The following is an 18,965-nucleotide window of genomic DNA, read 5'->3' on the forward strand; positions in this document are numbered from 1 at the left end:
AACTCCTGCTCATGCTCAGTGGACAGCCGTCGCGCTGTTGCCGGCAGCGGCATAATCAGCATTTTTTTCCTGCTCATACCGGCGAGCGGCTCGAGCCACCTTACCGGACGCACCGGTATCCAGCCAGCGCTTGATCCTTCCGGCATCGCCCATCGGCGACCGGGTTCCCAGGGAGTCCAGAAGTACCGTAATGACTTGCTTTCCGTTCATGGCCGACACCATCACCAGACACCGCCCTGCTTCGGTCAGATAGCCAGTCTTGCTTAGCTCAACTCCCCAGCTTTCACGGTGCACCAGGGCATTGGTGTTACCAAAAGATAGGCTGTAGCGGGGGTTTCGGAAGTGTCCACGGTAATAGCCTGTCGTCGAATACTCCTGAATTTCCGGGTGTTTCATCGCCGCATTCACCAGCCGCACCAGATCAGCCGCCGTTGACCGATTGCCAGCGGACAATCCGGTGGGGTCAACAAACCGGGTTCCCGTCATGCCGAGCTGCTTCGCCTTTGCATTCATGGAATCTACAAAGGTATCGAAACCTCCCGGCTGGCTTCGAGCCAGGGTGTAAGCGGCAAAATTCTCAGACGACATGAGAGCGATGCGGAGCACATCCGCACGCTTCATCCGTGAACCCACACGAATTCGGGTGTACGCATTGGCTGCGGCTGGCTGATGCCTCTCCTCGAACGTCAGCCACTCATCGAGGACCTCCCCGGAATCCAGAACCACCAGGGCGGTCATCAATTTTGTGATGGATGCAATCGGAACCGACCGATCCTCATGCTTGCCGAACACCAGTTCATCATCGCCAACCACGGCTACCGCCGCATTAACAGAAGCCAGGTTCGGCCCGGAACCTGCCAGCAAGGCTGGCACGTAACACAACCATAACGCCGAAACCTGAACGAGTGTTCGCAAACTCACTATATCGTGTCCTGTTCTATGTCCGTGGACTCCCAACTATACCAGCCTGACAAGGGAGCATTCATGTCATCATTGTCATCGAACGCCCGGAAGACTCCGCCCGTTGAGGCAGCAGTGTCGTCCATTCATGGTTTCCAGAGCAAACGACTTGCCGGCATATAGACCCTACACTGACCGGATCCAGTCACAGCACATGCTCATTGCCATTGAGATCGGACACACCATGGCCAGAAAACCCAGACAACAACGTGCCAAAGCAACGGTCGACGCCATCGTGGAGGCCGGATTCATCGCCATGGCAGATCGGGGGCCAGCCGGCACAACAACTCGGCAGATCGCTGACATTGCAGGTGTTGGGGTCGGCTCACTGTACGAGTATTTCGAGAACAAGGAAGATATTTTCACGGCCATGAGCCAGCGTTTCGTGACCGACACCATCGCCATGATCCAGCCCCAGATACCCATCATCGTTCGCAAGCCGATCCGGGAAGCCGTCATGGAGCTTCTGAGCCTCTTTCGTGATTTCCTGCAGGCGGATGAAGCCCGGTACCTGAAATGCGCCCGCTACGCCATGGCACTGGACTTCGAACAATATGTCGAACCGCTGCAGAAAACCTTGTCAGAGCTGGTGACCCAGTACCTGATGCACCATCCTGAAACGCTCCGAATCCGCAACATCCCAACCATGAGCTACATTATGATTCATGGCGGCATCTATTCAGTGGTCCGTCAGCTTTGCGACCCCACCCCTCCTATCAGCTTCGATGAACTGGCCGCAGGCCTTGCCGACATGGTCGGCCATTACATCGAGCGGGAAATGGCCCTCGCGGGCCATGACATACCGGCTAGCTGACCCAAACAGACGTCAACGACCAATCAACACGGTTCCAGAGCCCACGGTTACGCCGCCGCAGGATACCGCGCCACCGGTAACGGCGGCAGGCTTGCCGTTGATCATTACGGAGGCAGATCCCGCGGCAATCTGACGCGGATGAGGGGGGTGTTTGGGCTTGGAGTGAACGGCCAACGGATCGCCCACACGGGCAACCGGTTTACCATCAATCAACACGTCCGGAGATCCGGCAATCACCGGAGTTGGGGGGAAGCCCTGATGATCTGTCCCCAGATCACCGAGCAGCACAACAGCCTTGCTCATTTTCAGATTCCTTTCTAATCGATTCCTTTCTGCAGACTCTTCCGTAATCCGCAACCCAGTCAATAGCGAGACTTGTCTATGCTAGCGGAAACGGGCTCGAACACCAAACCACGGTGCTCTGCCACCTGGGCCAACACATCGGATGTCATTCGGATGACCTACATCAAGAGGGCACACTGACGCAGCTCATAGAATGGCTGACATGATCCTATTCACGGAGCTCCGTCATGCCATCGCCCATCACCACTGAGACGGTGCCTGACACCGGATCGTCCTGCCCGGAGTTTCAACTCTGGCGCAGGGGTTACGGTGAAATCAGGCATTCTGATGCCACCTGCAATCACGTAATTGCATTGGCAGAAAGGCTTGTCAGTTCAGGCCTGCAACCAGACCAGGCCACGGTTTTCAGCAAGCTTCGAGCCCTGGACCTGCTGACCAGCGCCGGACTCTGGCTGGTTGTCCACATGACCTACGCAAACCGGGTTGATCCCACCGGAGAAGCCCTGGCGGCCCAGGATTTCAAATCCAGCCCTGAGGGCCACACCGGGGGCGCCCTCAATATGGTGCCCGCCTACGCAGCTTACCTCACACTGAACAATCTGACCGGCACCACCCGCAGCTGGCTGATGGGCCAGGGGCATTGCGTGGCTGCCGTGGACGCATTGAATGTGCTGACCGGCAACCTCCACCCCGAACAGCAGGAGCGCTATCAGAGCCCCGACGGCCTGTCCCGGTTGGTTTCTGACTTCTACAGCTATCGGCAAAACCCCGACGGTACCATGGCCGCTCCCCTGGGGAGTCATGTTAACCCCCACACCGCAGGCGGTATTCTGGAGGGAGGATACCTCGGCTTCGCCGAGCTTCAATACGCCCACATGCCACTGCCCGGTGAGTCTCTTGTTGCATTCCTGTCAGATGGCGCCGCCGAGGAACAGCGAGGCAGCGACTGGATTCCTCGCTGGTGGCGGGCCGAGGACTGTGGCTTGGTATTACCGGTGATGATTGCCAACGGGAGGCGGATCGAACAACGGACCGAGCTGGGCACAAGGACTGGTCTTGAGCGTTTCGAATCCCACCTCGAAGAGCGAGGATTTGATCCATGGCGGTTCGATGGTCGAGACCCTGCCGCCTTTGTATGCGCACTGTTCGAGATGGAACACGCTTTAAAACTGAACGCTGACAGTGCCTTCCGAGGTGAAAGTCGTTACCCGGTCAGAATCCCTTACGGAATCGCCGAATCCGTCAAAGGCTACGGTTTTTATGGGGCGGGCAGTAACGCCGCTCACAACCTGCCGCTGCCTGGCAACCCGAGACTGGACGCCAGGGCCAGAGAGCTATTCAACGAGCACGCAAGCCATCTTCACGTGCCACCAAAGGCCTTGGCTGACGCCATTACGAATCTGAATGAACACTCGACCCAGTGCCGCCCGCTCGAGCGGGACCACCCGCTATCGAAAAGGAACCCGCCAAAGCCGGCCATCCCGACGTTGCCGGAAGACACTGATGGCGTGTCCCCCATGCGGGCTGTGGATGATTTTTTCCGGGCGCTGGTCAGGGAAAACCGGCAACTGCGGGTTCGCGTGGGCAACCCCGATGAGCTGGCAAGCAATCGACTCGGGGGGATTCTCAACGATCTCAAGCACCGGGTAACCGATCCGGAGAACGATCAGGAATCGGTCAATGGCAGCGTCATCACCGCCCTGAACGAAGAAGCCGTGGTCTCTGCCTGTCTCGCCAACAAGGCAGGTCTGAACCTGGTCGCGAGCTACGAGGCCTTTTGCGTCAAAATGCTGGGGGCCATTCGCCAGGAACTGATTTTCGCCCGGCATCAGAAAGAAGTGGGGCGCCCGCCTCAGTGGCTCGGGTTCCCGGTGATTGCCACGTCCCACACCTGGGAAAACGGAAAGAATGAGCAATCGCATCAGGACACGACGTTCTGTGAAAGTCTGCTTGGCGAGATGAGTGACGTCTCCAGGGTTCTTTTCCCGGCGGATTACAACAGCACTCTCGCGGCACTGCCGGGCGTTTACACAGACCGTGGCCGGATAACCTGCATGGTGATCCCCAAGAGGGATCGTCCCTGTGTCTTTGACACCAAAGAATCCGCCATTCTAGCCAGGGACGGTGCCCTGGTGGTGGATGAAGATATCTCCGAGGGCGAACCACTGCTGCTCATCGCCAACGGCGCCTATCAACTGTCTGAAGCCATCCGGGCCTGCGAAAGACTGCGGGAAACAGGCACGCCGTTCCGTCTGGTTTACATTCAGGAGCCCGGCCGTTTCCGCCAGCCCCGGGATGTCACCGAAGCGGCAACCTGCCTGTCCGAGTTGGAGCGGGAGCGGCTGTTCCCGAAACGTCTGCGGAGACGTGTCGCCCTGACCCACATGCGCCCGGAAGTATTCCTTGGCCACGTTCATCCACTCTTCCCGGCACCGGCGACTTCCCGTGTGCTCGGTTACATCAACCGGGGCGGAACGCTGAACGATGCCGGCATGTTGTTTGCCAACCAGTGTTCCTGGGGCCATACACTGCTTGCCTGCGCGGATGTGCTGGACAAACCTCCGGGCGAGTGGCTGTCCAGTGCCGAGCTTGCCGCCGTGGAGGGTCGGGGAGACCCTGCGGTTATTACCCGAGGGCTCCCCTGAACGGCGCTCAGGTCGTCGGCAAAATCGACCGATTTCCAGGCCCGGGCAAAACGCGCCGGGATGCGGATCGGGCGTTGTCCGGGGCATATTCCCGGGACTTGATGGTATCGACAAAGTGCCAGTCTGCACGCGCTTCCTCGGGCGTAAAGGTCACGACCATATAGCCACGCTGGTTCAGGTTCAGGTAATCCAGATCGTCCACCAGCAGACCTATCCCCTGCTCGGCACCGGCAATGGTCTCGTCAGTCAGCCCCAGATAGTCTTCAAGACCCGGAGAAGACACTGACGAGGTGGCGAATTCGACCCCGATCTGATCACCCTGAATATCCTTCAGGTTGCTGCCCCAGGCGTTATGGGTATCCCCCGCCAGCACCACGAGATTCTTGTTCAGCGCCTTGGCCGTGCCCAGCACCACTTCCCGCTCGTATTGATAGCCATCCCAGGCATCAAGGTTGTAGGGGGCGACGGTGTTGATCCGAGCCAGTTCCTCAGGAGTCAATGTCGGATCGCCAGCGAGAGCCCGCCCTTTCAACTGAGCCAGCTCCGCCAGATTGGCTGCCACACCATCCAGCTGCCCGGTGGCAATGGCCAGTAGCAACTCGGCCGGCAAATTCATACGCCCCATCAGCACCTGCTGTCCGAGGACCTGCCAGGTGGCCGAGGAGTAGCCCATGGTCGCCTGCAGCCAGAGCAGTTGTTCCGCGCCCAACAGGGTCCGGTTTTCGCTGCCCACGTCGGCGGTGAAGCGCGCCGCATCGAGGCCCGTAGCGGTCAAATAGTCCTGATAATCGAGCTGCTGATCTCGCCCGATTACCCGGGTGTCCAACATGTGCAGATCCACCAGGTTACCGAAACGGAAGGTCCGGAAGATGGCTTCGTCGCTGCCGTCCAGAACCGGTCTTACCGGCATCCATTCAAACCAGGCCTGGAGAGCATTAAGCTTGCGAGCGGTAAAGTCACCTTCACCCTCATTATGATTCTCGGCGCCGTCTTTCCAGGTGTCATTCGCCACTTCGTGGTCATCCCAGACCACGATGAATGGCAATTTCCGATGCAGCGCCTGGAGGTGCTCATCATTACGATAGATGCCATAGCGGCGGCGATAGTCTTCCAGTTCAATCAGCTCGAGATTGTTATCGTCCGGGAAGGTTCGTCCCAGGGCCTCGGCATCAGCAGCCGCGTAGCTACTGCTGTCACTGCTGTATTCGTAGATGTAGTCCCCCAGATGCACCACCGCGTCGAGATCGTCTTGCAGGCTGATTTCACGGTACACATTGAAATATCCGGCGGGATAGTTGGCACAGGAAACCACCGCCAGGCGCACCGAATCCACACTGCCTTCTGGCAGGGTCCGCGTCATGCCGACTGGCGAAGCGCTGCCGGGGGTAACAAACCGGTAAAAATAGCTCTGCCCCGGCGCCAGGCGACGGACATCGACTTTGACAGTGAAATCGTGAGCTTCGCTGGCCTGGGCCGTGCCGGTGTGTATGGTGTTCGTGAACCCCTCGTCGGTGGCGATTTCCCAGCCCACGTTGACGGGCTTGCTCCTGTTACCGGAGGGCTCTGCCCGGGTCCATAAAATGACGCCGTCGGCAAGCGGATCGCCGCTGGCCACGCCATGGGTAAACCGGATGCTGCGATCGTCGTCACTGTCCAATACACACCCAGCCAACCCCGTAGAGATGGCCACAGCCCCCATACCGAGGGCCGATGCCTTGAGAAAATCCCGTCTTGTCAGTCGCTTCATATCGTTATCTGTCCTGAACCTTCATTCCGATATCGGGTGCCGTTTGTTATGGAATCTGATGGCACCTGTCCAGACTCAGACGCTAATCCGGCGTTGTTAAGAACACATTGCCAAATTACGACAGGCCGATGGCAAATCACGACAATTATCGACCGTGGGAGGCGGCGCACAAAAAAGGGAGCCTTCAGGCTCCCTTTTCAAGGTTTTCAGGTCCGAATATCACACTGGCCTAGCCGCTGACGAAGACAGGACCAACACCAAAGTTCCACAGAATCACCGAGCCGACCCGCGTGGACACCAGAATGACCAGAGCGACGGTCAGCAGTGCTCCACCGTACATCACGGCCCGTTCTTTCTCGATCCCCATCACAATCGGCAAGCCGTCGTACATCAGCCAGGCGCCGTAACAGGCCGCAATCAGAAAGACGATGGCATTGAACCAGGGCACCGGATAGAGCAGCGCAAAGCCAGCCAGAAACAGCGGGGTGCAGGAATAAGACGCCAACGCAATGCCGTTAGAAGGAACATGCTCCTCCTTCGCACCATAGGTTCTCGCCATCCAGTTGACCGCATAGCCAAGCGCAAAAACACCGATCAACATTGATATGTAGGTGAGAATGCTAAGCTGCATGGCGCTGATTTCCGTCAGCTTGATCAAACGTTCATTGCCAACGGTCCAGCCAAAGTAGGCTGTGGAGATATAAGCACAAACCGGCGCAATCGCCGCCAGTACTACGACATAGGCTACATAGAGCCTGCGTGGATGTTCGTGTTCTTTTCGAATGGAAGCCCATTCTTCATCAGGATGTGTGAAGAGACCAAACGCATGGGACAGGAGCATGGATTACCCCCTTGCTTTACTGTTGTTGGTATTGTGAGGTACGTATTGAGAGCCACGCCGGATCAACAGAGGTTCCTGTCCTTAACTATAGTCAAGAACCGCAAGGGCGAAAGTAAAAGGTGAAAGAAACTGCCGAAAAAATGTGCGGAGCCGTCCAGTTAAAACAGGGCCGCCACGGCGTGACGGCCCGTCAGATCACGGCTGGCGAGGGTCGGTTTGTTCCACCCAGGGCTTATGCTTGCGACTGTCCCGGAAGGACAGCAGGCTTTCAACGCCGGTCCAATCCACCAGATCGCGGAATTCCATCCAGTCAACCATGCAATAGAGGCAGATGGACGGGTAGTTCCACTCTTCGAATTGACCATCATCAACCATCGCCGCCAGCGTTCGAAGCGTCATCATGATCCGCTCACGCTGAAGGTTCCAGAACATAAGATCTTCTTCGACGTTGATGCCGGATTTCTTGGACAGCAGCAGGGTGACGGCCGAGTCATTGGCTCCGTCGATCAGGGTTAGCTGGTTCTGCTGGTCCCAGGTCAGCGGATCCCGGCCCTGTTTGGCACTGAGGTAGCGGGCAATGATCCGGGAGTCGAAAATTTCCTGCCCGTCATCTTCCAGAACCGGAATTTTCAGAGCCGGATTATTCTTGCGCAGTTCATCCCGCCCCTCACCGTAGATGTCCAGGTTAATGAACTCGTACGGTTCTTCGTCCAGCAGGATGCGAATGCGCCGAACATAGGGGGACGTAGTGGATCCAATCAGCTTCATGGTATCTCCAGCAAGGATTCAGGGTCTGTATAGGCATACCCGGTCGCCTCGGCAACCTCTTTGTAGGTCACCTTGCCGCCAATCACATTCAGGCCAGCCAGCAAGTGTGAATCCTCCCGCATGGCAGCCATCGCCCCCTTGTTGGCGAGCGCGACGATGAACGGAAGGGTCGCGTTGTTGAGCGCGAGAGTTGAGGTACGCGCAACCGCTCCGGGCATATTTGCAACGCAGTAATGTACCACACCATCCACCACATACGTCGGCTCATCATGGGTGGTTGCGCGGGATGTTTCGGCACAACCGCCCTGGTCAATGGCAACGTCCACAATCACACTTCCCTCCGGCATTCGGCGCACCATGTCCCTGTGGATCAACTTGGGCGCCGACGCCCCCGGGATCAGCACACTGCCAATGACCAGATCCGCCTCCGTTACCGCCTGATCCAGAGTTCGGGCTGTCGAGTACAGGGTGGTGATGCGGTTTCCATACAGATGATCCAGGTTGCGCAAGACATCCATGGTGCGATCCAGCACGGTGACATGCGCGCCCATGCCGATGGCCATCACCGTCGCATTCTGACCGACAACACCCCCGCCAATCACCGTTACCCTGGCCGGACTGACGCCCGGCACTCCTCCCAACAAGACGCCCCTGCCGCCCAGGGCTTTTTCCAGACAATGGGCGCCTGCCTGTATCGACATTCGGCCGGCAACCTCCGACATCGGTGCCAGCAGAGGTAAATGGCCGTGACGGTCAGTCACGGTTTCGTAGGCGATGCAGGTGGCTCCTGACTGCACCAGATCATCGGCCTGGGGTTTGTCCGGCGCCAGGTGGAGATAGGTAAACAGCGTATGCGCCTCTGTCAGCAACGCCCGCTCCCGGGGCTGCGGCTCCTTGACCTTGACGATCAACTCCGCCGTGTTGAACACCTCCTCCGCGGTTCCAAGCACGTCTGCGCCCGCAGAGCGGTAGTCGTCGTCACAGAATCCGATTGCCGCACCAGCGTTCGTCTCCACGTATACCTGATGGCCATGACTACAAACCTCATGGACAGCCGCGGGAGTCATACCAACTCGGTACTCGCGATTTTTGATCTCTTTCGGCACACCCACTCTCATGGATTACCTCCTGCATTCGTGAGTCTTACCGGAAAGTGTAGTAAAAAGGGGGAGCACCGGCGGAAGCCATTGAAGGCATCGGTTTTCCGGTTACCGGCGTAAAAGCCGGAACGATGACACCCGAACCACAAGGAGCAGGAACCATAATGAAAACACTGACCAGCGCAGCTATTGCAGCTTTTATTTCGATGACGACCACACAGGCCCTGGCGGAAATGCAAACCGAGACGGTCGAGTACAAGGTAGGTGATCAGGCCTTCACTGGCTATCTGGCCTGGGATGACCAACGCGAAGGGAAACGTCCAGGCGTTTTGGTGGTCCACGAATGGTGGGGACACAACAAGTTTGCCCGCAGCCAGGCCGAAAAACTGGCTGAAGCGGGCTACACGGCGTTCGCGCTCGATATGTATGGCTCAGGCAAGGTCGCGGACCACCCGGACACCGCCAAGAAATTCATGGAGGAAGCCACCAGTGATGCCCAGCAGATCAAGACCCGTTTCGTAACCGCCATGAATATCCTGAAAAATCATGACAGTGTCGATGGGGACAGGATCGCCGCCCAGGGTTATTGTTTTGGGGGCGCCGTCGTTCTCAATATGGCCCGGCTCGGCGTCGACCTGGATGGCGTGGTCAGTTACCACGGAGCGTTGGGTAGCCCGATCAAGGCAGAAGCGGGCGCCGTAAGCGCGAAGGTTCAGGTATACACTGGCGGCGCCGACAAGATGGTGCCATCGGACCAGGTTGCCGGGCTGGTCAAAGAAATGCAGGACGCGGGCGTGGATCTGACGCTGGTCTCATTCCCTGGTGTGATGCATTCATTCACCAATCCGGGGGCCGATCAGTTCGCGGAGAAATACGGTATGCCGGTGGGATATGACGAGGATGCGGCCAACCGTTCCTGGCAAGGCACCATGCGCTTCTACGAGCACATTTTCAGCGAATAACCGCGACAGGTAACTCTGACAGACACAAAAAAAGGCAGCCGAAGCTGCCTTTTTGGCGGTTGCGCCTGAATCCAAAAGGATTACAGAGCTACAACATTCTCCGCCTGAGGACCTTTCTGGCCCTGGGTAACGGTGAACTCAACCTGCTGGCCTTCTGCCAGGGTTTTGAAACCGCTGCCCTGAATAGCGCTGTAGTGAACGAATACGTCCGGGCCGTCTTCACGAGTGATAAAACCAAAGCCTTTCGCTTCGTTGAAGAACTTAACAGTACCGGTAGTAGTAGACATACTTAAACTTCCTGAAATCAATCATTTAATCTGTGACCGGCCCCGATCGTGGAGCAAGTCAGCCATTACGGAAATACAGAACTCGCGGAATCAAAAACAGGACGGTCACTACTTACTACGAAGGTACGTCTTATTCATGAATTGCTTTGCTGAATCTTTCCTACACAAGTCACTCTACTCTGGAATTCGGGGCTTGCCAAGCGGATTTTCAATAATTTATGTAGGTATAGGTACCCACGTTGGCGGTGGCCCCAAAAGCATTATCCACGAAGCAGTCCGAACGAATAGATGCCAACGGCAGTCATCATCAGGGAACCGATGACATGGGCCAGGATACCGATCACAGCCATCGCGAATTTGCCCTCCTGCAGCGCGGAGAACATTTCCAGGGAAAAGGTCGAAAACGTGGTCAGGGCACCACACAACCCGGTGATGGCAAACAGGCGCCACTCCGGTGAAAGGCTGCTGCCATGGGTAAAGAAGCCAATGAGAAAACCGATGAGCCAGCCGCCACTGAGATTCGCGATCAGCGTGCCGTAGGGAACGGCATGATACGTGCTATTCAACCAGAGGCCGAGAACCCAACGCAGGTTTGCGCCGACCACCGCACCCCCACTCACTGCCAACACTGATAACCACATTCCGCCAGACTCACCTGAGATTCCATGGATTTAACCGGCAGCCCGAATCACCAGGCTGCCGGTTCCAGTATGCCGTCAAAACGGCACGGTATCACGCGGGATTGTGGTCGATGACGGTATCCTTGTTGCGAGCAAACTCGTCGAACGGGAAGTCGTCCACGGTCAGCATCTCCAGCACCACAGCTTCATACTCGCGCATGAACTCTGCTTCTTCCTTACTGAAAATACCCGCCTCCAGTGCAGCCTCGAATCGCTCCTCCGGGTGCAGTGCCGTCATAGGCAGCTCGCCCTTGGCGTAGGCCTTCGCGGACTTGCGGTAAAGCTGTTCCGCCTTGTCGTAATCCTTGAGCAAGCGGTTGTAACGCGCCACCGGATTGACCACATCGCCGTCGCCCTCGGAGCTCCAGATGCTGGAAATCAGTTTGTGGCGTACCGGCGTATCCGTGGAAATGGCCCGGGCCAGTTTCCGCGCCAGGTCATCGTGAGGCGCATCCCAGCGACGGCCCAAAGGCATGGTGATAGCCCGTAGCGCCAGCGCGGCGGGACGATTCGGGAGGTTCTGCAGGAATTCGGCCAATGCACTTTCCGTGCGGGAAAGCAGCAGTTCCAGGCTGTACTCCATGACCTCCTTTTCCCCTTCAACGGGCTGGGTCTCGTGCCAGTTTTTCAACACCATGGAGGCCAGATAGAGGTTGGACAGCATGTCGCCAAGGCGTGCAGAAATCAGCTCGCGCATTTTGAGTTCGCTGCCAAGCGTCGTCATGGCAGCATCCGAGCACAGACCAAAGGCGGCACTGAAACGGGCCACGGCCTGGGCATAGCGGCGACTTGAGCTATCGAAGGGCACGTCAGCCCGCCCCAGCCCCAAAGCCTGGGTGAAGGCCCTGGCCGCGTTTCCGAAGATCAGACCGGCATGGCCGAAGAAGGCCTTGTCGAATGCAGTGATGTCGTCGTTGTCTTTGGCAGCCAGTTCTTCCAGCACATAAGGGTGACAACGAATCGCACCCTGACCGAAGATCATCAGGCTCCGGGTCATGATATTCGCGCCTTCCACGGTGATGGAGACTGGCGTGCCGCTGTATCCGATACCCAGATAGTTACGTGGCCCCAGGGTCACCGCCTTGCCACCGTGGACATCCATGGCATCGGCCAGGACACCGCGCTGGAATTCCGTCAGATGGTATTTCAGGATTGCCGACGGCACCGCCGGCTTCTGGCCATTATCAATCATATTGGCGGTGTGGTTGACCGCAGACTGGGCAATGTAGGTCTTCGCGGCGATGCGGGCCAGAGGTTCCTGCACGCCTTCCATGTCAGCCACTGGCGTATTGAACTGGCGTCGTACGCGGGTAAAGCCACCGGCCGTGGCGACTGCGGTGGCAGCACCACCAGCAGCCCCGGAGGGCAGAGTGATACAACGCCCCACCGACAGACACTCAACCAGCATCCGCCAGCCCTGGCCAGCCATATCCTGGCCACCAATGATGTAATCCATCGGAATGAATACATCCTTGCCCTTGATGGGACCGTTCAGGAACGGTGTCCCAATGGGGCAATGCCGGCGCCCGATTTCCATGCCATCCGTGTCACGGGGAATCAGCGCACAGGTGATGCCATAGTCCTTGGTATCCCCAAGCAGTCCATCCGGATCAAACATCCGGAAGGCCAGCCCGACCACAGTCGCGATTGGCGCGAGGGTGATCCAGCGTTTCTCAAAGTTGAGCTTGATGCCAACAACTTCTTTGCCATCAATTTCGCCCTTGCACACGATACCGGTGTCCGGCAGCGAGGTGGCATCGGAGCCGGCCCTTGGCCCGGTCAGGCCGAAACAGGGAATTTCACGGCCATCCGCCAGGCGCGGCAGGTAATGCTTCTTCTGTTCTTCGGTGCCGTACTTGACCAGCAGTTCCCCGGGCCCAAGGGAATTAGGCACGCCCACGGAAACCATCAGCATTTCATTGGACGCCAGTTTCTGCAGGACCGCTGTCTGGGCCTTGGCCGAGAAATCCAGCCCCCCGTATTCCTTCGGAATGATCATGCCGAAGAACTTCTCTTTCTTGAGAAACTCCCAGAGCTCAGCAGGCAGGTCTGCACGTTCGACCGCCAGATCCCAGGCATTGCACATGGAGATGGCCTGGGTGCACTGATTGTCCACAAACGCCTGCTCTTCCTCACTCAGGCCGGTATTCCTATTGATCAGCAGGTTGTGCCAATCGGGACGGCCAGTAAACAACTCGCCATCCCAGCCGACGGTTCCCGCTTCCAGGGCCACTTTTTCAGTTTCGGACACTTTGGGGGCCACCTTTTTGAAAGTGGCAAAGATACGAGGCGTCAGCCAGCTACGGCGGAAGCCGGGCAGACCCGCAGCAGCGGTAACCGCGGCGCCAGCAAACAACAACAGGGCAAGGCCACCGGAGGCAAAGATCAGGGACAGCAAGCCGGTGACAGCCATCACCCCGATCGCAGCCCCGGCACCGGCTTCGCGGCGCATCACAATCAGCAAGCCAGCGAGCGCCAGCAGAAACAGAATCAAAGTCATCATAGGTTCTCTCTGTCTTCCATGGATGGGAAATTCGAAGACTACAATTCGTTACGTTCAAGGTATCGCATCGGATGAGGCCTGACCAGCGAATCCTCCACAGTCAGGCACTTATGCGACAAAGCTAACGGATCAGGCGGTTACAATCACCCGTATTCCCTCCAGCGCCAGGGAGGCATGACTGATCGCATCCCGGGCTGCCGACAGTTGATGCCGGAAATAGTCAATTTCTTCATCCCGAATGGCCGGATTGACTTTCTGCAGCGCCTCCAGGCGACGTATTTCCGGATCCAGCAACGCATTCACCCGCTCCAGCGCCTGGGCCTTCATGGGTTCAAGATGTGGTTCCGACAACCGCTCCACATGGTCAACCATGGTTTCCACCTCAGACCGGATCTTCGGTACGATCGCCTGAGCCGTGCGGCGGCGGATGTTGGAACACAGGTCGTTCAGGCGATCGTGGGGCAACGCGGCAGACAGTTCCTTACCGTTCACGTCCACCAGCAAACGCAGGGGAGACACCGGCAGATAGCGGGTCAGCTGCAGAGCATCCGGTGCCGGGCAATGCACACTGAACATGGCCTCCAGCAACAGCGTACCCGGCGGCAGCGCCTTGACCGACAGGCTCGCCAGAGCGGCCTTGCCCAGACCGGAACTGGTGACCGAATCCATGACCCCGGTCACCAGGGGGTGCTCCCAGCTCATGAAGGCCAGATCTTCCCGCTCCAGCGCCTGCTGGCGACTCCAGGTGACGGTAATGCCTTCCTCCGGCAGCTCGGCCACATGGCCAGCGTGGTAATGCTCTCCCGGGCGCAAAACGTCGGACTCTTCGCTGTGGTCCTCAACATCCACACCCAGAATGTCGAACGCCTCAATCATGTATTCCCGTACCTGGGCGGAGGTTTCCTCTTCCTCAATCCCGGCAATCAACCGGTCAGCCACCTCCGGGCGGCAGGAGTTGAGTTCAATCAGCGCATCCCGCCCATTCTGCAGCAGGGTGCGAAGCACATTCGCCTCACTGGTGGTGTCGGACACCAGCTTGTCCAGAGCCGACAATTCGCCGGCAATGACCGTATCCCACAACGGCCGGACCTTTTCCTGCACGGCGACGCCCACCGCACAGCTTTCGGCAAAGGCATTGAGGCCCTCATGGAACCAGCGGTATTGAGCTTCCTGGGCGGTGCCTTCGAGATACGGGATGTGGATATCGATGGTGTCGGTCTGGCCAATCCGATCCAATCGACCGATACGCTGCTCCAGCAGGTCCGGGTTGGCCGGCAGATCAAACAGGACCAGGTGATGGGCGAACTGGAAGTTGCGGCCTTCACTGCCGATTTCCGAGCAGATCAGCGCCTGCGCACCCTGTTCACTGTCCGCAAAATAGGCTGCGGCACGATCCCGTTCGACCAGGCTCAGGTGCTCATGGAACGCCGTGCTGCGGATACCCGCGCGCAATTGCAGGTGATGCTCCAGAGCCATGGCGGTTTCGGCCCTGGCACAGATAACCACCACCTTGGACGGCCGCAGGCTAACCAGAGTTTTCTCCAACCAGCTGACCCGAGGGTCCTCGGCCAACCACTGCTCCTCAGCCACGGACTGCTCTGGCGCCAAAGCTGCCACGCCCCAGGAGTTCTCGTCATACATCGCGGGACACGGCAGTGGCGTGGGGGTTGGACGGCGCTCAGGGAAGCCCTGGATGGCGGCACGGGTATTACGGAACAACACCCGGCCGGTACCGTGGCGATCCAGCAAAGCATCAATGACCGCCTGATGAGCATCCTCTTGCGCCAGCAGACGCTCCAGGTCATCTCCCAGCCAACCCTCAAGCGCCTCCCGATCGTCCGCAGATGGGCTGGCATTTTCATCCTGTAACCGGCGAACAACCGCGTTGATGGCTTCGTACTGCGCCTCTTCCTTACGGAAGCTTTCAAGATCATGGAAGCGGGCCGGATCCAGCAGTCTCAACCGGGCGAAATGACTGGCGACGCCCACCTGTTCCGGGGTTGCCGTCAGCAACAATAGCCCGCGACTGACTGCTGACAAACGTTCAACAACCTGATATTCCTCACTAACCGCTTCCGGCGACCATGCCAGGTGGTGGGCCTCATCCACGATCATCAGGTCCCAGCCTGCGGCCTCTACGTCCTTACAGGCCTGAGCACTACTGACCAGGAAGTCCAGACTGCACAGGACCAGCTGTTCAGACTCAAAAGGATTGATCGCGTCATCGTCCCCAAAAATATGATTCACCAGAGCATCGACGTCGTCTTCCTCGTCTTTCAGGGCGTCGTAACGTCCCTGGTCCACGATAGAGAAACGCAGGTTGAAACGGCGCAGCATTTCGACCAGCCATTGGTGCATGAGCGAATCCGGCACCACGATCAGCGCCCGACGGGCTCGGCCGGTATGCAGCTGATAGTGGAGAATCAGGCCTGCTTCGATGGTTTTACCCAGCCCCACTTCGTCTGCCAGCAGAACCCGGGGGGCATGGCGTTTGGCCACTTCATGGGCAATGTAGATCTGGTGCGGCAGGTGCTGGGTCCGGGCACCAATAAGCCCCTGGGCCGGAGAAGCCCGCAACCGGTCCATATGCTGAAGCGTCGCGACCCGCAGCCGGAAAGCGCCGTTTCGGTCAAACTGGCCCGCGAACAGGCGTTGATGTGGAGCTGAGAAGTTCACGGAACTGCTCAGTTTCACCTCGGAAATCTGTTGGATGGCCTCGCCATCGTCGGCGTGGTACATCAGAACACCACCGATGTCTTCCACCGAACGCACGATGTAGGCATCACCGTCAAAGGTTTCTATCTGTTCCCCGGTCTGATAGACAATCCGAGACAGTGGTGCGTTATCGATGGCATAGGTGCGCTCTTCATCAGCAGCAGGGAAACCCAGAGTGACCCTGCGGCCGGAAATATCCGTAACGATCCCCAATCCCAGGGCGGTATCGCTATGACTGACCCAGCGCTGACCAATGACAAAATCCGATGTATCCAAGAAACCTCCGAACTGGTTTATTGACGGGTCGCGCCGTTCTCGCGTACCCAATAGGCCGTCGCACCACACACGGCGGCAGGAACAACAACAAGATTCAAGACCGGGACCATAGCGGCCAACGCAACCGGCAGACCAAAGCCGAACGCCGACAGACGGGTATCCCCCAAAAGCCTCCGCAAGGCCTTGAAGCTGACCTTGTGGTTATCCGCCGGATAATCGACGTACTGCAACGCCATCATCCAGCTGTTGAATAGAAACCAGAGCAACGCTGCCACCAGATTGACGACCGGGATAAGGCCGATGATGATCAGACCAATGGCCCTGGGCAGGTAATAGAGAATTTTCTGCACCTCGCGCCAGAGCGCCCTCGGGATATCCCGGATAATGGCCGCCCAGCCCTCTTCAGTACTGACCTCCTGGCCAGTGAGGTGCTTCTCGGTGAGTTCGGCCAGATAGCCGTAAAACGGGGAGCCGATGAGATTGGCGACGATGACGAAGCCGTATGCCAGCATCAACAGAATGACGCCGCCGTAGAGAATCCAGAACAACCAGTCCAGCGCCTGCAACCACTGCCAGTCGGGCAACCAACCCATGACCGTGGCGATCAGAACAGTGAAAGCTTCAGCAAGGAAATAGAAGAAAAGGCCGAACAGAACGATGTTTATTACCAGCGGGATCAGCACGAACAGGCGCAGTCCGGGCTGACGAATCAGGCGGAAGCCTTCCCCCAGGTAGCCCAGTCCACGAAAAAAATTTCCCTTGAGCATGGCCGGAAGGCCCTCCGTTTCAATGACATTGACGGGGCGCAAAGCATATCATGTTGCAGACATTCCCACAGCCCGGAGCCAGTTACGGAAAATCCCCATGGCATCCCTCAATCAACACGTTCGAACCCTGCTGAATGCCCGCGCACTGTGGCGGCTGGCATTATTGGTTTCCGTCGCAGCCATTGTATATCTGGCCACTACGAGCCAGAGCTACCCGATTCCCGCTTCCGCAAACGACAAGGTCAATCACCTGATTGCCTTTCTGGAGCTGACACTGCTGACCCGCCTTGCCTGGCCGGAACTCAAACCCTGGTGGTTTGCTCCCGCACTGCTGAGCTTTGGTCTGGGTATCGAAATGGTGCAGGCCAACCTGCCCTACCGGGATTTCTCCCTGGCAGACCTCGCCGCCGATGCCGCCGGAATAGCAATCGGTCTGCTGCCGTGGCCGTTCTTCAAACACATCACAAAACAGCCTTTAAGAAATTCGCCCAACTCCCTGTGAGATATATCCTACAACATTGTGCGAACTTACAGTCCTGAAGCGTGCGCGGGCTCAGCCTGCCCCCAATTGATTTCGCCTAACCTGTTGATACAGATATTTAATTGAGTAACTGACCATTTACCCACCGGAAACGACGTGCATACGTCACAAGTTTGTAAGGAATCGGCTGGTATATTGTTTTCAGTCAAGGATGACAGGGAAAGGGACGACGCACTGGATGCACCCCGGCAAGGATTAGCAGGGAGAGGCAGGGACACAGGGACGCCTCGCTTTAGGGACAATATTCGGATGGCCGGCTCGGAAGCCGGCACCAGGGAGCGGCATAGGGAACTCGCAACACGGCTGTTGCCCAATGCGCAAGGACGCGCCGACCTGTTTCGATTAGGGTAGCCTCCGGGCTACCCTTTATTTTTGCCCGGACCTCACGACGACTCCCCCGCCAGATAGATTCTCACCTGATTAAATTCCTCGAACTCATTCAGATCCGGCCAGGTACGGGCCTCGATAACGGTCTGCAGGGCGTACCGATCATCGTTCAGGTTTCGGACTCGCGAATCCGCCAACAGCACCCTCGGGGCTGAGGATCGGAACTGCGCCAATAGCGGACGGTTTTCCGGGTCGTAAAGCACATCGGCGGCGGTAATGACGTCGAGATCGTCGGGACGTTTACTCCAGTCTTCACAAAGAGTAACCCGCACACCATTCAGTTCGGCATTGGCGGCCACCGCATCCAGAGCCGCCAGATCGATATCGCAAGCAATCACTTCCCGGGCTCCGGCCTTGGCAGCAGCAATAGCAACGATGCCTGACCCGGCACCGAAGTCCAGAACTGTTCGGCCAGAAACGGATTGAGGATTTTCCAGAATCCAGCGAGCCAGTACCTGACCACTGGCCCAGCAAAATGACCAATAGGCCGGTTCCGCCACCACCGCCTGGGCCTCATCGTGACTCAGCGGCCCTTCCAGAACCGAGGGATCAAACAGGTAGAGCGCCAACTGAGGGCAACCCGCCGGCCGGGATTCCGCAACCCGGCCCCGACTGAGGGTTTTCTGTAACTGGGCATCGAGGCGTTCAGGTGTCACGAGAATCTCCGGC

General features: G+C 57.9%; 16 protein-coding genes. 4 read left to right on the top strand and 12 right to left on the bottom strand.

The features are described 5' to 3' along the window. Positions 1 to 15 precede the first annotated feature (15 nt). Positions 16 to 921: a D-alanyl-D-alanine endopeptidase gene (gene pbpG / locus D777_RS13110; RefSeq protein WP_227501763.1), complete on the bottom strand. Its 906-nt coding sequence runs from the start codon at positions 919 to 921 to the stop codon at positions 16 to 18. A gap of 193 nt (positions 922 to 1,114) precedes the next feature. Here pbpG and D777_RS13115 point away from each other — a divergent pair, with 193 nt between their 5' ends. After that, positions 1,115 to 1,774: a TetR/AcrR family transcriptional regulator gene (locus D777_RS13115; RefSeq protein ID WP_081849553.1), complete on the top strand. Its 660-nt coding sequence runs from the start codon at positions 1,115 to 1,117 to the stop codon at positions 1,772 to 1,774. Positions 1,775 to 1,786: 12 nt separating this feature from the next. Here the strand turns inward: D777_RS13115 and D777_RS13120 are convergent, their stop codons facing one another. Then, entirely contained in the window at positions 1,787 to 2,077 is a 291-nt protein-coding gene (locus D777_RS13120; protein WP_036132865.1) for a type VI secretion system PAAR protein, read from the bottom strand. 227 nt (positions 2,078 to 2,304) lie between these two features. On the opposite strand from D777_RS13120, the gene D777_RS13125 reads away from it, so the two are divergent. Then, positions 2,305 to 4,722, top strand: coding sequence for a phosphoketolase family protein (locus tag D777_RS13125; protein WP_036132867.1), 2,418 nt, complete (start codon positions 2,305 to 2,307; stop codon positions 4,720 to 4,722). A gap of 7 nt (positions 4,723 to 4,729) precedes the next feature. Here D777_RS13125 and D777_RS13130 read toward each other — a convergent pair whose 3' ends face one another. The 4 genes from D777_RS13130 to ald all read right to left on the bottom strand — a co-directional run bounded on the left by D777_RS13130 (position 4,730) and on the right by ald (position 9,196). Beyond that, entirely contained in the window at positions 4,730 to 6,469 is a 1,740-nt protein-coding gene (locus tag D777_RS13130; RefSeq protein ID WP_036132869.1) for an alkaline phosphatase D family protein, read from the bottom strand. A gap of 229 nt (positions 6,470 to 6,698) precedes the next feature. Then, positions 6,699 to 7,310: a Yip1 family protein gene (locus tag D777_RS13135; protein WP_036132871.1), complete on the bottom strand. Its 612-nt coding sequence runs from the start codon at positions 7,308 to 7,310 to the stop codon at positions 6,699 to 6,701. A 195-nt stretch (positions 7,311 to 7,505) separates the two neighbouring features. Next, entirely contained in the window at positions 7,506 to 8,078 is a 573-nt protein-coding gene (locus D777_RS13140; RefSeq protein WP_036132872.1) for a glutathione S-transferase family protein, read from the bottom strand. Further along, positions 8,075 to 9,196: an alanine dehydrogenase gene (gene ald, locus D777_RS13145; protein WP_036132874.1), complete on the bottom strand. Its 1,122-nt coding sequence runs from the start codon at positions 9,194 to 9,196 to the stop codon at positions 8,075 to 8,077. The genes D777_RS13140 and ald overlap by 4 nt, the downstream gene beginning before the upstream one ends. Positions 9,197 to 9,342: 146 nt before the next feature. On the opposite strand from ald, the gene D777_RS13150 reads away from it, so the two are divergent. Next, complete coding sequence (locus D777_RS13150) at positions 9,343 to 10,140, top strand: dienelactone hydrolase family protein (RefSeq protein WP_036132877.1); 798 nt, start codon at positions 9,343 to 9,345, stop codon at positions 10,138 to 10,140. A gap of 80 nt (positions 10,141 to 10,220) precedes the next feature. Here D777_RS13150 and cspE read toward each other — a convergent pair whose 3' ends face one another. From cspE to cysZ, 5 genes are all read right to left on the bottom strand, one after another. After that, a complete protein-coding gene (gene cspE, locus D777_RS13155; protein ID WP_036132879.1) occupies positions 10,221 to 10,427 on the bottom strand; it encodes a transcription antiterminator/RNA stability regulator CspE in 207 nt (68 codons plus the stop codon). Positions 10,428 to 10,687: 260 nt separating this feature from the next. After that, complete coding sequence (crcB, locus tag D777_RS13160) at positions 10,688 to 11,068, bottom strand: fluoride efflux transporter CrcB (RefSeq protein ID WP_036132881.1); 381 nt, start codon at positions 11,066 to 11,068, stop codon at positions 10,688 to 10,690. Positions 11,069 to 11,159: 91 nt separating this feature from the next. Further along, positions 11,160 to 13,610, bottom strand: a complete 2,451-nt coding sequence (locus D777_RS13165; protein ID WP_036132883.1) for an acyl-CoA dehydrogenase — start codon at positions 13,608 to 13,610, stop codon at positions 11,160 to 11,162. A 129-nt stretch (positions 13,611 to 13,739) separates the two neighbouring features. Beyond that, positions 13,740 to 16,601: an RNA polymerase-associated protein RapA gene (gene rapA / locus D777_RS13170; protein WP_036132887.1), complete on the bottom strand. Its 2,862-nt coding sequence runs from the start codon at positions 16,599 to 16,601 to the stop codon at positions 13,740 to 13,742. Between the two features lie 17 nt (positions 16,602 to 16,618). Next, the gene (gene cysZ / locus D777_RS13175; RefSeq protein ID WP_036133122.1) at positions 16,619 to 17,368 is read right to left on the bottom strand and encodes a sulfate transporter CysZ; all 750 of its coding nucleotides are present in this window, start codon (positions 17,366 to 17,368) and stop codon (positions 16,619 to 16,621) included. A gap of 97 nt (positions 17,369 to 17,465) precedes the next feature. On the opposite strand from cysZ, the gene D777_RS13180 reads away from it, so the two are divergent. Further along, positions 17,466 to 17,870 (top strand): VanZ family protein, encoded by a 405-nt coding sequence (locus tag D777_RS13180; protein WP_036132889.1) that lies wholly within the window; start codon positions 17,466 to 17,468, stop codon positions 17,868 to 17,870. A 422-nt stretch (positions 17,871 to 18,292) separates the two neighbouring features. Here the strand turns inward: D777_RS13180 and D777_RS13185 are convergent, their stop codons facing one another. After that, positions 18,293 to 18,952: a class I SAM-dependent methyltransferase gene (locus D777_RS13185; protein ID WP_036132891.1), complete on the bottom strand. Its 660-nt coding sequence runs from the start codon at positions 18,950 to 18,952 to the stop codon at positions 18,293 to 18,295. Between the last annotated feature and the right edge of the window lie 13 nt (positions 18,953 to 18,965).

Source organism: Marinobacter nitratireducens (assembly GCF_000708045.1).
Taxonomy (GTDB): Bacteria; Pseudomonadota; Gammaproteobacteria; order Pseudomonadales; family Oleiphilaceae; genus Marinobacter; species Marinobacter nitratireducens.